General features: G+C 69.6%; 9 protein-coding genes. 5 read left to right on the top strand and 4 right to left on the bottom strand.

The annotated features are described in order from the left end of the window. Nucleotides 1-53 precede the first annotated feature (53 nt). The 4 genes from BKK80_RS01150 to BKK80_RS01135 all read left to right on the top strand — a co-directional run bounded on the left by BKK80_RS01150 (nt 54) and on the right by BKK80_RS01135 (nt 4,758). Nucleotides 54-992 carry a TetR/AcrR family transcriptional regulator gene (locus tag BKK80_RS01150; RefSeq protein ID WP_071068453.1) on the top strand — a complete coding sequence of 313 codons (939 nt, stop codon included), beginning with the start codon at nt 54-56 and terminating at the stop codon, nt 990-992. A gap of 263 nt (nt 993-1,255) precedes the next feature. Then, nucleotides 1,256-2,182, top strand: a complete 927-nt coding sequence (locus tag BKK80_RS01145) for a DUF1571 domain-containing protein (RefSeq protein ID WP_071068452.1) — start codon at nt 1,256-1,258, stop codon at nt 2,180-2,182. Nucleotides 2,183-2,457: 275 nt separating this feature from the next. Then, nucleotides 2,458-3,819 carry a DUF2957 domain-containing protein gene (locus BKK80_RS01140; RefSeq protein ID WP_071068451.1) on the top strand — a complete coding sequence of 454 codons (1,362 nt, stop codon included), beginning with the start codon at nt 2,458-2,460 and terminating at the stop codon, nt 3,817-3,819. Nucleotides 3,820-3,909: 90 nt separating this feature from the next. Further along, the gene (locus BKK80_RS01135; protein ID WP_071010495.1) at nt 3,910-4,758 is read left to right on the top strand and encodes an OmpW/AlkL family protein; all 849 of its coding nucleotides are present in this window, start codon (nt 3,910-3,912) and stop codon (nt 4,756-4,758) included. 16 nt (nt 4,759-4,774) lie between these two features. Here BKK80_RS01135 and BKK80_RS01130 read toward each other — a convergent pair whose 3' ends face one another. The 4 genes from BKK80_RS01130 to BKK80_RS01115 all read right to left on the bottom strand — a co-directional run bounded on the left by BKK80_RS01130 (nt 4,775) and on the right by BKK80_RS01115 (nt 12,289). After that, nucleotides 4,775-6,100 carry an RNA polymerase sigma factor gene (locus BKK80_RS01130; RefSeq protein WP_071068450.1) on the bottom strand — a complete coding sequence of 442 codons (1,326 nt, stop codon included), beginning with the start codon at nt 6,098-6,100 and terminating at the stop codon, nt 4,775-4,777. A gap of 302 nt (nt 6,101-6,402) precedes the next feature. Then, entirely contained in the window at nt 6,403-7,881 is a 1,479-nt protein-coding gene (locus BKK80_RS01125) for an efflux transporter outer membrane subunit (protein WP_071010493.1), read from the bottom strand. A gap of 1 nt (nt 7,882) precedes the next feature. Further along, nucleotides 7,883-11,038, bottom strand: coding sequence for an efflux RND transporter permease subunit (locus tag BKK80_RS01120; protein ID WP_071068449.1), 3,156 nt, complete (start codon nt 11,036-11,038; stop codon nt 7,883-7,885). 30 nt (nt 11,039-11,068) lie between these two features. Then, the gene (locus BKK80_RS01115; RefSeq protein WP_071010491.1) at nt 11,069-12,289 is read right to left on the bottom strand and encodes an efflux RND transporter periplasmic adaptor subunit; all 1,221 of its coding nucleotides are present in this window, start codon (nt 12,287-12,289) and stop codon (nt 11,069-11,071) included. A 476-nt stretch (nt 12,290-12,765) separates the two neighbouring features. Between BKK80_RS01115 and BKK80_RS01110 the strand changes: the two genes are divergently transcribed. After that, nucleotides 12,766-13,479, top strand: a complete 714-nt coding sequence (locus tag BKK80_RS01110; protein WP_071010490.1) for a TetR family transcriptional regulator — start codon at nt 12,766-12,768, stop codon at nt 13,477-13,479. Nucleotides 13,480-13,503: the final 24 nt, after the last annotated feature.

Raw genomic sequence — 13,503 nt, 5'->3', positions numbered from 1 at the left:
TTGCAGTGTTTGTTGCTTGGGGTTCACGCAGCACAAGCAGAGAGACGCCCCCCATGAAGACCGGGAGAAGCACGGCGGGAGACACCAAGGCTCGGATACTGGATGCCACCGAGCGCTTGTTCATCGAAGTCGGTTACGAAGGCACCTCACTACGGCAGGTCACGTCGCGCGCGATCGTCAACCTGGCCGCCGTCAACTACCATTTCCGCAGCAAGGACATCATGATGCAGGCGGTGCTGAGCCGCCGCCTCGATCCGCTCAACGCGCGGCGGCTGGCCCTGCTCGACGCCTGCGAGGCCAGCTGGCCCGGCGAGCAGATCCGCTGCGAGCACGTGATGGGCGCGCTGTTCGTGCCCGCGCTGCAGATGGCGCGCGAGCCCGGCATCGGCGGGCCGGCCTTCCTGCGCCTGCTGGGCCGGGTCTACTCGGATACCTCGCCCTTCATCCAGTCCTACCTGATGGGGCACTACGCCCCGGTGTTCGGCCGCTTCTTCGACGCCTTCGCACGGGCCCTGCCCGAGCTGCCGCGCCAGGAACTCGGCTGGCGCCTGCACTTCGCCCTCAAGGCGCTCGCCGGCGTGCTGGCCGGCGACGACCTGGGCAACCTGATGCCCGCCTTCACGCAGGGCAAGACCATGAGCGACGCGCATGTGCTGGCCCAGCTCAGCGCGATGGTCGTGGCTGCGCTGAAGGCTCCCGCGCCGGCCGAGCAGCAGCTCGGCGCGCTGCACGCGGTGTTCGAGATCGGCGAGCGCCAGCACGCCGACGAGAGCGCGCGGCAGCCGGCGCAGCCTGAAGGGTCGGCGCCATCCCAGCCGTCCACCAGGGCCGCGGCCGAGCCCGCGCGGCGCGTGCGCACCAGCACGCGCAGCGAGGGAGCCGCGCGCGCCGCCGTGACGAGCCTGCCGGTACGCGGCAGCTCGCGCGAGCGGCCACCGCCGTTCCCGAGCAATCCGCTCGACGACTGGATGCGCACGCGCTCCAGGAACTAGGGCCGCCACGGCGGCAGCGTCCGCGCCGCCTCGCCGGCCCGTCTTCCCCAACCGCAATCCGACTGCGTTGGCGCCGCGCGCCAGGCGCACGGGCGCTTGCCGCCCGCTGTCGCCCCGCTGTCGCCCGACGGCGGCCTGCATCGCCCGAAGCTGCACCGTAGTGGCCGCAGAAGCCGAAGCCGAAGCCGAAGCCGAAGCCGAAGCCGAAGCCGAAGTCGAAGCCGAAGCCGAAGCAGGACGCACCAAGACACAGGAGACTTCAGATGAGACCGTTGTTCATCGCCGCCGCCATCGGCTGCGCCCTGGGCCTGATGGCCGCCCCGCTGGCCGTGCCGCCCGCGGCCTTCGCCCAGCCGGCGCCCGCCGCCACAGCCGCCACAGCCGCCGCTGCGCCCGCTGCCGCGCCGGCGCAGGGCACCCCCTACGATGGCCTGCCCGCCGGCCAGCAGGCGAGCCTGTTCTCGCGCCAGGTCGCCAGCGGCGAGCTGCGCAAGCTCGACGACGCCCAGCTGCTCGCGACCTTCCACGCACTGCAGCCCGGGACCCTGCTGCTGTGGGCACGCGCCGAGATGAACCGCTATCCGGAATACGAATACTGGATGAGCCGCCAGGAGCGGCTCAACGGCCAGTGGCAGGAGCAGCCCGCGCGCATGATGATCCGCTACCGCCACCAGCCGCGCCAGCTGTACGCGAAGTGGCTGCCCGGCGGCGCGCAGGCCGGCCAGGAGATCGTCTACGACGAGACCAGGCGCAAGGACGAGATGTACGGCCATCTCGGCGGGCTGATGAGCTTCGCCTCGATGTGGATCGCGCTCGACGGCTCGCTGGCGCGCGGCCAGTCCAACCATACCGTGCGCGACCTCGGCTTCCAGTTCGTGCTGTCCATGCTCGAGCGCGACGCCCGCTCGCTGCGCACCGCGGGCCTGAGCGAGAAATACAGCCGCGTGGACATCGTGCAGGAGCAGGGCACGCGCATGGTGGCGCTGACCTGGGACCTGCCGGCCGGCGCGCCGGCCTACTACGCCAAGAAGGTGCAGCTGATGCTGGACCTGCGCAATCCCTGGCCGCGCGTGGAAACCGCGTGGAACGAGAACGGCGAGATGGTCGAGAAGATCGTCTTCGAGAAAGCCGTGCGCAAGACCTTCGACGCCGCGGCCTTCGATCCGGCCAACAGCGAGTACCGCTTCTGAACCGGACCGCCGCGCGGCAGCGGCGGCCATTCAAACGGAGGCAACGGGCCGGCGCGCGCTGCGTTTGAACAGCGGGCGCGCGGTGCCTCCGGCGCCGGCCTGCGGCAAGCCTCGCGCCGCGTGCCGTGCGCCGACCCGATGTTTGGAACGCGCGCTCTGTTGACGCTGCATTGAGGCGGCGGCGAGAGTCGCCGCACACCAGGCGGCCGCGCAGACGGCAGGACAGCCCGTTCCGTACCGAACGCCTGGAACCTAGAGGAGAGGAGACCCATACCATGCAGCGCGACACGAATCCGCAGCACCGTTCCGCATCCACCATCGCCACGCCGGGTGCCGCCAGGCACGGGCTGGCCGCACGCGCCGCCGCCCTGCTGGCGGCCGCCGCGCTGTGCGCCTGCGGCGGCGGCGGCGATGGCGGTGGCGGCAGCACCGCCGCATCCGGCAGCAGCGGCAGCAATGGCGGCACGAGCACCGCCGCCACCACGCAGGACCGGCTGTGCCCGGCCGCGATCGACTACTCCACGCCCTATATCGGCGGCAGCGGCGCGGGCGAACTGGTCAAGGTGCAGCTCGACACCGCCAGGATGACCTGGCAGGTCACCTTCCTCGACTCGTCGGTGCCGCGCAAGACCGGCACCGTGCAGCCATCGCGCAGCGATACCAGCAGCGGCTCCAACGTGATGTCCGGCACGCTGTCCCAGGAGACCGGACTGCCCACCGACAAGCTCAACCAGTGCGCCTTCCGCCTCAACGGCGCCAGCCTCGACGCTTCGAAGCCGGCCCGCATGTTCGTCGGCATGGGCGTGGCGGGCGGCACCATTCCCGGCGCGCGCATCCAGTACACCGGCCTGCCGGGCACCGTGAACGTGCCCGACACCACCTTCAACTACTTCCAGTTCATCGGTTTCACGCAGACCGAGACCGACCTGTCCAAGGTGGCCGGCTACTACAACGGCCTGGGCTTCCACGAAGTGCCGTCGCAGAACTTCAAGCAGGTCAGCCAGGACTACACGATGGCGCTCGCCTCCAACGGCTCGTTCTCCGTGTGCCAGAACGCCACCGGTACCTGCTCGCAGCGCGGCAACAACTTCGTGGCGCAGGCGGCCAGCGGCACCCTGCTGTCGAACAACTACGCCGGCGAGGTGTCGCCTTCGATCGGCACCGTGCAGGGGCGCGCCTACCTGATCGTGGGCAAGCTGCGCGGCCAGCTGGTGCCGGTCATGATCCGCGTCGGCTATGCCAACGACAATCTGTCGGGCAGCCTGCTCGGCGGCGGCCCGTTCGGCGCCGACGACGAGATCGGCATCGGCATGATGGCACCGGCATCGCGCATCGGGGTGGGCTCGGTCAACGGCGAGTACGTGGGCGTCGACAGCAACTTCGCCTACCGCACCACCGCGCTGGTCGATGCCGCGGCGACCATGCTCGACCCGTTCCAGGCCTCGAATGCCTCGCTGGCGACTCCCTACACGCTCAACTACACGCAGACGGTGGCGGGCGTGGTCACCACCACGCGCCGCGACGCCGCCGCCGGCAGCGGCCCCTTCGGCAAGCTGGTCTTCACCGGGGGCGTGTTCGGTTTCCTCGAGGCGCAGAGCAGCGGCCCCTACTTCACCATCGGCGCCTTCGTGCAATGAGAGCGCGGGCGGCGCCACGCCGCCCGCCGGCCTGACGACAACAGAAAACGACAGAAAGCCTGAACCACGCTTCACGCGGGAGACAAGACCATGAAGAACATCCGACGCCTCGCCCTGAACTGCCTGCTCGCCGGCCTGGCCGCCTGCGCCGCCATTCCCGCCGCCTTCGCCCAGAAGGCCGGCGACAACGTGGTATCGGCCGGCTGGTTCTACATCAACACGCGCGGCACCAGCGGCCCGCTGACCACCAGCCTGGCCGACACGCCGATCAACTATCCGCTCGGCCTGCCCAGCACCTTCAGCGCCCCGGGCAGCGGCATCTCCAGCTCGAACGCCAATACGCTGGGCCTGACCTTCAGCCACTTCTTCACCGACCACATCGCGGTGACGGGGGTGGGCGGCATCCCGCCCGAGTTCAAGCTGTACGGCCACGGCGAGCTGATCCCGCCGGGACCGGCCGGCGCGCTCGGCCGCCAGAGCCTGGGCGACCCCTCGCTCAACCCGATCGTCACCAAGGCGCGCCAGTGGAGCCCGGCGGCGATGGTGCAGTACCACTTCCTCGAGCCGACCTCGAAGTTCCGCCCCTTCCTGGGCCTGGGCGTGTCGTACAACTTCTTCACCAACATCACGGTGAACCCGGCCTTCGCCAGTTCGGTCAACAACAACCTCGGCGCCATCCTGGCAGCCGGCGCCGGCATCCCCGGCCCGACCTCGGTGGAAGCCAGCGCATCGCCCTCGTGGGCGCCGATCTTCAATATCGGCGGCACCTACAACTTCACCGAACACTGGGGCCTGACCGCGGCGCTGACCTATATCCCGCTGAAGACGGATTCGACCATGACCATCAAGGCCTCGAACGGCACCATCCTGTCGTCCTCGACCACGCGCCTGGAACCGAACCCGCTGATCGTCTTCGTGGCCGCCTCCTACAAGTTCTGAGCGGCTCCGGCCTGCCTCAGCCGCGCATGGCGGCCGCGCGCGCCAGCAGCAGTTCCCGCTCGCGCGCGTTGCCGGCCAGCGCGGCCGCACGTTCGAACTCGGCACGGGCTTCGGCCTCGCGGCCCAGCTTGGCGAGCAGGTCGCCGCGCACGCTCGGCAGCCACTGGTAGGCCTGCAGCGACTTGTCGCCGCACAGGGTGTCGACGATCTCCAGCGCCGCCTGCGGCCCTTCGGCCATGCCGACCGCCACCGCGCGGTTGAGCTCCACCACCGGCGAGGGTGCCACGCGCCCCAGCAAGCCATAGAGCGCGGCGATCCGGGCCCAGTCGGTCTGCGCCGCGCTGGCCGCGCGCGCGTGGCAGGCGGCGATGGCGGCCTGCAGCTGGTAGCGCCCCGGGCCATCCTCCTGCGCCGCCGCCAGCGCCTCGGCATGTGCCAGCGCTGCCAGCCCGCGCTGGATCTGCACGCGGTCCCAGCGCGCGCGGTCCTGCTCGGCGAGCAGCACCGGACGCCCCGCATCATCGGTGCGCGCCGCCGCGCGCGAAGCCTGCAGCTCCATCAGCGCCAGCAGGCCGTGCACCTCGGCGCGCTGCGGCGCCAGCGCCGCCAGCATATGGCCCAGCCGCAGCGCCTCCGCGGTCAGGTCAGGCCGCATCCAGTGGCTGCCGGCAGTGGCGGTGTAGCCCTCGTTGTAGATCAGGTAGATCACCTCCAGCACCGAGGCCAGGCGCTCGCCCAGCGCTGCCGCCGGCGGCAGCGCGAACGGCACGCGCGCCTCGGACAGCGTGCGCTTGGCGCGCACGATGCGCTGCGCGACGGTGGCCTCCGGCACCAGCCCGGCGCGCGCGATCTCCGCCGTGCTCAGCCCGGCCACCACTTTCAGGGTCAGCGCCACGCGCGATGCGGCGGGCAGCAGCGGATGACAGGCGGTGAAGATGAGACGCAGCACGTCGTCGCCGATCGGGTCCGCGCGCGCGGCATCGAGCGCATCGACGAAATCGGGCACGATCGCGGCCTGCTGCGCCTCCAGTTCCTGCCCGAGCTGTTCCAGCCTGGCCGCGCGCATCTTGCCGTGGCGCAGCTGGTCGAGCGCGCGGTGCCTGGCGGCGGCCATCAGCCAGGCACCGGGATTGTCCGGCAGGCCGTCCGCCGGCCAGTGTTCCAGCGCGGCGACCAGCGCATCCTGCGCCAGCTCCTCGGCCAGGCCGAGATCGCGCACCAGGCGCGCCAGCGCCCCGACGATGCGGGCCGATTCCTCGCGCCAGACCGTGGCGACGGCACGCCGTACCGCCTCGCGCGCGGCGCTTGCCTGCGGCGCATGGCCGTCCGGACTGCCGCTCATGGCGCGTCGGGGCCGGACGGTTCGGGCATCGGTAGGAGGGTCGGCATGACGGAAGTCTCCGGTGATCTGTCCGCCACGCTGGCGGGTGCTGGAGGATCGTGGTGCCGCAAGCGGGGCGCCGCGATGGTCCTGCCATGATGACCATGATGATAGCCGCCCGGTATGGGGGGGTAGGGTACGGCGCGGTGGCGTGGTGGCGCGCCGGAAAAAAAAGGGCGGAGCGCTCGCGCGCTCCGCCCAGCCTGGTTGCACGGCCCGCGCTGCGGGCCGCGCCGTCTTGCCTGTGACTTGCTGCCTGTTGCTTATTGCGTGGCGGTGCCGGCCTGCGGCGCCGGCGCGGCGGCCACCGTGCCCGTCTCCACCAGGCCGCCGCCCAGCGCGCGATACAGGTCGATGGCATTGTTCAGGCGCAGTTGCCGCGCCTGCACCAGTGCCTGCTCCGCGGTGAACAGCTGGCGCTGCGCGTCGAGCCGGTCCAGCTCGCTCGACACACCGTTCTTGAAGCGCATGGTCGACAGCTCGTAGCGTGCCGCCTCGGCCTCGCGCACCTGCTCCTGTCCTGCCACCTGCTCTTCCAGCGTGCCGCGCGCCACCAGCGCATCGGCCACTTCCGCGAAGGCGTTCTGGATCGTCTTCTCGTAGTTGGCCACCTGGATGTTCTTGCGCACATTGGCCAGGTCCAGGTTGGAGAGGTTGCGGCCGTAGTCGAAGATAGGCAGCACGAGCTGCGGCGCGAACGACCAGGCACCGGTACCGGCATCGAACAGGCTCTTGAAGCCCGGACTGATGGTGCCGGCATTGGCGGTCAGCGTGATGCGCGGGAAGAAGGCCGCGCGCGCCGCGCCGATGTTGGCGTTGGCCGACAGCAGCGCCTGCTCGGCCTGGCGCACATCGGGACGCTGTTCCAGCAGGTCGGACGGCAGCCCGGCCGGGATGTCGCTGATGATGCGCTCGTCGGACAGGCGCATCGGCGCGGGCAGGCCGGCGATGGACGCGATCGGCTTGCCCACCAGCACTTCCAGCGCGTTCTGCGCCTGCGCGCGCTGGCGCGCCAGCTGCGCGGCCGACACGCGTGCCTGCGCCACCAGCGACTCGTTGTCGCGCAGGTCCAGCGCCGAGGTGGCGCCGGCGGCGAAGCGCTGCTTGGACAACTCGTAGGTGTCCTGGCGCGTCTTCAGCGTATCGGCGGCAAGGTCGTACTGCTCGGCGTAGGAACGCTCGGACAGGTAGGCCTTGGCCACTTCCGACACCAGCGAGACCTGCGCGGCGCGGCGTGCCTCCTCGGTGGAAAAGTACTGCGCCAGCGCGGCGTTGGACAGGCTGCGCACGCGGCCGAAGAAGTCCAGCTCGTACGAGGCGACGGCGCCGCCGACCTGGTAGAACTGCGCCACATAGGGCTGGCCGGTGGCCGATTGCGCCGCCGCGTAGCGCTGGCGGGTGTAGCCCGCCTGGGCATTCAGCGTGGGCAGCAGGTCGGCGCGCTGCACCTGGTACTGGGCGCGCGCTTCTTCGATGCGCAGCGCCGCGGTGCGCAGGTCGCGGTTGTTCTCCAGCGCGGCGGCGATCAGCGCCTGCAGGCGCGCATCGCGGAAGAACTCGCGCCAGCCGATCTCGGTGGCGCGGCGGGTCTCGCCGCTCTTCACCTCGGCGGCGGCATAGCCTTCCGGCGCGGCCGGATAGCCGCCGGCCACGGGCGCCTCGGGACGCTCATAGCGCGGCGCCATCGTGCAGCCGGACAGGACGCCGGCCACCAGCAGCAGTGCGGTCAGAGTCTTGGTCATATCAGATTTCCTTTTGCGGCTCGTTCCAGCCCTGTCCGTGTTCCAGCTCCGGCTGCGGCTTGCTGCCGAAGCGCTTGCGGATCACCACGAAGAAGACCGGCACCAGGAAGATGGCCAGCACCGTGGCAGTGAACATGCCGCCGATCACGCCGGTACCGATGGCGCGCTGGCTGCCCGAACCCGCGCCGGTGGCGATCGCCAGCGGCAGCACGCCCAGGATGAAGGCCATCGAGGTCATCAGGATGGGGCGGAAGCGCAGGTGCACCGCTTCCAGCGTGGCTTCGACCAGGCCCTTGCCCTGCGCCTGCAGGTCCTTGGCGAACTCCACGATCAGGATCGCGTTCTTGGCCGACAGGCCGATGGTGGCGATCAGGCCGACCTTGAAGTACACGTCGTTGGGCATGCCGCGCAGCGTCACGCCGAGCAGCGCGCCGAGCACGCCCAGCGGCACCACCAGCAGCACCGCCACCGGGATCGTCCAGCTCTCGTACAGCGCGGCCAGGCACAGGAACACGATGATCATCGACAGCGTGTACAGCATCGGCTCCTGCGAACCCGCCAGGCGCTCTTCGTACGACTGGCCGGACCACTCGTAGCTGAAGCCAGGCGGCAGCTTGGCGAACATCGCCTCCATCTCCTTCATCGCCTCGCCGGTGCTGTGCCCCGGCGCCGGCTGGCCGGCGATCTTCACCGCGGACAGGCCGTTGTAGCGCTCCAGGCGCGGCGAACCCATCACCCACTTCGAGGTGGAGAAGGCCGAGAACGCCACCATGTCGCCGTTGGCATTGCGCACGCGCAGCTTGCTCAGGTCGTCGGGCAGCTTGCGGTCGTTGCCTTCGGCCTGCGCGATCACCTTGCGCACGCGGCCTTCGTAGATGAAGTCGTTGACGTACAGCGAGCCGAAGGCGACCGACAGCGTGCTGTTGATGTCGGCCACGGCGACGCCGAGCGCGCGTGCCTTCTCGCGGTCGATGTCGATCTGCAGCTGCGGCGCGTCTTCCTGCCCTTCCGGACGCACGCCGGCCAGGGCGGGATTCTTGGCCGCCATGCCGAGCATCATGTTGCGGGCTTCCATCAGCTTGGCGTGGCCCTGGCCGGAGCGGTCCTGCAGGCGGAAGTCGAAGCCCGAGGAGTTGCCCAGCTCAGAGATCGCCGGCGGGTTGAGCGGGAAGATGATGGCGTCCTTGATGCCCGACAGCGCGCCGAAGGCACGGCCGACCATCGCCTGCGCGGTCTCGCCCGGGCCCGTGCGCTCCTTCCAGTCCTTCAGGCGCACGAAGGCGATACCGCCGTTCTGGCCGCGGCCGAAGAAGGAGAAGCCCGCCACCGTGATCATCTGGTCCACCACCTTCGATTCCTTGGTCAGGTAGTAGTCCTCGATCTGCTTGAGCACGCCCAGCGTGCGCTCCTGGGTGGCGCCGTTGGGCAGCTGCACGACCGTGATCATGTAGCCCTGGTCCTCGTCGGGCAGGAAGGAGGAGGGCAGGCGCTTGAACAGCACCACCATCGCACCGACGATCAGCGCATAGACGATCAGGTAGCGACCGGTACGCGCCAGCACGCGGCCGACCACGCTCTGGTAGCTGCTGGCACCGCGCGCGAAGGTGCGGTTGAACCAGCCGAAGAAGCCGGTCTTCTCATGATGGTGGCCCGCCTGCACCGGCTTGAGCAGCGTGGCGCACAGCGCCGGCGTCAGCGACAGCGCCATCAGCGCCGAGAAGGCCATCGAGGCGATCAGCGACACCGAGAACTGGCGGTAGATATTGCCCACCGAGCCCGAGAAGAAGGCCATCGGGATGAACACCGCGGTCAGCACCAGCGTGATACCGACGATGGCGCCGGTGATCTGGCCCATCGCCTTGCGGGTGGCCTGTCGTGGCGACAGCCCTTCCTCGCTCATGATGCGCTCGACGTTCTCCACCACCACGATGGCGTCGTCCACCAGGATACCGATGGCCAGCACCATGCCGAACATGGTCAGCACGTTGATCGAGAAGCCGAAGGCCAGCAGCGTGCCGAAGGTGCCCAGCAGCGCGATCGGCACCACCAGCGTGGGAATCAGCGTGGCGCGGATGTTCTGCAGGAACAGGTACATCACCAGGAACACCAGCACCACGGCTTCCAGCAGCGTCTTGACCACTTCCTCGATCGAGATCTTGACGAAGGCGGAGGTGTCGTAAGGCACCGAGTACTGGTAGTCGTCGGGGAAGATCTTCGACAGCTCTTCCATCTTGGCGCGCACCGCGGTGGCGGTGGCCAGCGCGTTGCCGCTGGGCGACAGCTTGATGGCGATCGCGGCCGACGGCTTGCCGTTGGTGCGGGCCAGCGTGGAGTAGTCGGCACCGCCCAGTTCGACGCGGCCGATGTCGCGGATGCGCACCGAGGAGCCGTCCGGATTCACGCGCAGCAGGATGTTGGCGAACTGCTCGGGCGTGGTCAGGCGGCTCTCGGTGGTCACCGTGGCGTTCAGCTCGGTGCCCTTGGGCGAGGGGGTGCCGCCCAGCTCGCCCACGGCGACCTGGACGTTCTGCTCGGAGATGGCCGCGGTGACGTCCTTGGGCGTCAGGTTGAAGCCGGTCAGCTTGGCCGGGTCCAGCCAGACGCGCATCGCGTACTCGGTACCGAACAGGTCGGCCTGGCCGACGCCGGGCACGCGGCGGATCGAGTCGAGCAGGTTGGCCGACACGTAGTTGCCCAGCGTGATGGCATCGGTCCGGCCCGACTTCGACGACACGGTCAGGAACATCATGTAGTTGTTCCCGGCCTTGTCCACGCGCACGCCCTGCTGGCGCACCTCGGCCGGCAGGCGGGCTTCCACGCGCTTGAGGCGGTTCTGCACTTCGACCGAGTTCAGGTCGTTGTTCGAACCCGGCTCGAAGGCGATGGTGATCGTCGCCAGGCCGGTGGCCTCACTGGTGGAGTTGTAGTAGAGCAGGCCGGGCGCGCCGTTCAGTTCCTGCTCGATCACGGTGGTGACCGAATCCTCCAGGGTCTTCGCCGAAGCGCCCGGGTAGGTGGCGGTCACCGACACCGTGGGCGGCGCGATGTTGGGGTATTGCGCGATCGGCAGCTGCAGGATCGACAAGATCCCGCCCAGCACGATGATCAGCGCGACCACCCAGGCGAACACCGGCCGGTCGATAAAAAACTTGGCCATAAAACTGGCTCCCTTCTGGTTCCGCTTGGATTAACCCTGCTTGGCTGCGCCGCCGGCCTCGGCTTCGATCTTCTTGGCCGGCGCGGCCGGCGCCGAAGCGCCTTGCGCAGCGCCCTGGGGCACGAACGGCACGGCCTTGGCGGGCGCGCCCACCTTGACCTTCTGCAGGCCCTCGACGATGACCTGCTCGCCGCCCTTCAGGCCTTCGGTGACGATCCAGCGATCGTCCACCGCCTGCGGCGCCTTGACCGGCATGGCGGCGACCTTGCCGTCCTGGCCCACCACCAGCACGCTGGCGCCCTGGGCATTGCGGATCAGCGCGCGCTGCGGCACGGTCAGCGCCTGCTCGTTCAGGCCCTGCTCGATGCGCACGCGCACGAAGGTGCCCGACAGCAGCTCGCGCTTCGGATTGGGGAACTGCGCACGCAGCGTGATGGCGCCCGTGGTCGGGTCCACCGTCATGTCGGAGAACAGCAGCTTGCCGGTGTGCTCGTACTCGCGGCCGTCCTCGACGAACAGATGCACGCGCGCGCCGCCGTCGACGCCCTTGATCTGGCCCGACTCGATGGCGCGGCGCAGCTTGGCCACCTCGCTGGCGGGCTGGGTGAAGGTCACGCGGATCGGGTCGACCTGCTCGACCAGCGCCAGCTGGGTCGCCTCGCCCTTGCCGACCAGCGCCCCTTCGGTCACCAGCGCGCGGCCGGCACGGCCGCCGATGGGCGCCGTCACCGTGGTGTAGCCCAGGTTGATCTGGGCGGTGGTCACCGCGGCCTGGGCCGCGGCGACGTCGGCGTCGGCCTGGCCGGCGGCGGCCACGGCGTCGGCGTACTCCTGCTTGCTGACGGCATTGACGGCGACCAGCGGCTTGTAGCGTTCGGCCTTCTGGCGCGCGGTCACGGCATTGGCCTCGGCGCGCTGCAGGCTGGCCTTGGCGGAAGCGAGCTGGGCCTGGTAGGGCGCCGGGTCGATGCGGAACAGCACCTGGCCGGCCTTGACCTCGCCGCCTTCCTGGTAGTTACGCGACAGCACGATGCCCTCGACACGGGCGCGCACTTCGGCCGTGCGCACGCCTTCCAGGCGGCCCGGCAGTTCATTGACGACCGCCACCGGCGACGGCGTGACGGTGACGACGCCGACTTCGGGCGGCGGCATGGCGGCCCCGGCCTGGGGCTTCTTGTCACCGCAGGCGGACAACGCCAGTACCGTCAGCGCGGCAGCGGCAACGCAGGTGATTCGTTGGGACTTCCTCATCGATAACCCCATGATGGCAATTGAAATCGGCGGCGCCCGGACAGGTGACTTTTACTGCCGGTGGCGGAAACGCCGCGACCGCCGCGCGGACGGCGGCGGAAACAAGCAAAAAGCGCAATGCTAGCCACGATCCGTGATGCAGGCACGGCACATGCGACGAACGGCGGCTTTCAGGTGACGACCTGCCCGATGGATGGGGCAGGCTGCCGGGCAGATCGGCTTTGCCGGATGCCAGGCAAGCGCGTATTATATATACATCCAAGCATGTATGTAAAAGTCCTGTTGCAGTGCGGGGCTTTGCACATGGCGCAATGTTTTTGTGCGCAAAGGAGTTGGCATGCGTTAGCATGCGCGCCGTTCGCCGTGCCGCTTCGGCGCAGGCTTGACGCAACCAAGGAAACGGACGTCACGCGCCGGCACTGGCGTGACCTGGGGAGAGGAACCGACGCGGTCCGCGTGGCCGCAGAGAAAGGAATATGGTCAGACGCACAAAGGAAGAGGCGCAGGAGACGCGCAATCGCATTCTCGATGCCGCCGAAGCCGTCTTTCACGCCCGCGGCGTGGCGCGCCCCTCGCTGGCCGACATTGCCGAGGCCGCCGGCGTGACACGCGGGGCCATCTACTGGCACTTCAAGAACAAGAGCGATGTGTTCGCCGCCATGTGCGACCGCGTGCACCTGCCGATCGAGACCCTGTGCGAGCCCGAGCATATCGAGCGCCAGGAAGACCCGCTGGGCGGCGTACGCGACATCTGCGTCTTCGTGATGCGCCAGACCGTGCGCAACGCCCAATGGCGGCGCGTCTACGAGATCATCTTCCACAAGTGCGAGATGGTGCAGGAGAACGGCGCCATCTTCGAGCGCCAGCGCCAGTCGCACGAGGACGGCAACATCAAGATCCGCGACCACCTGCGCCTGGCGCGCGAGCGCGGCCAGCTGCCGGCCGAACTCGACCTGGACGCCGCCACCCAGCTGTTCCACGCCTCGGTGCACGGCCTGCTGGCGCACTGGCTGTTTGCCCCCGAGAGCTTCGACCTGGACGCCAGCGCCGAGCGCCTGGCCGACGGCATCATCGATATGCTGCGCCTGTCGCCCGCGCTGCGCCGGGGCTACGTGCCGCGCCCCGCCAACCCGATCGGCGACCAACCGGAGGCATCGGGCCACGGCGGCGGCACGCCGCCACAGCCCTGAGCCGGCGCGCCGGCCCGCGCCGGC

Origin of the sequence: Cupriavidus malaysiensis, from assembly GCF_001854325.1 — a bacterium.
Classification (GTDB): Bacteria; Pseudomonadota; Gammaproteobacteria; order Burkholderiales; family Burkholderiaceae; genus Cupriavidus; species Cupriavidus malaysiensis.
Note: the sequence above shows the minus strand (reverse complement) of the source record. Positions and strands in the feature narration are given on the sequence as shown.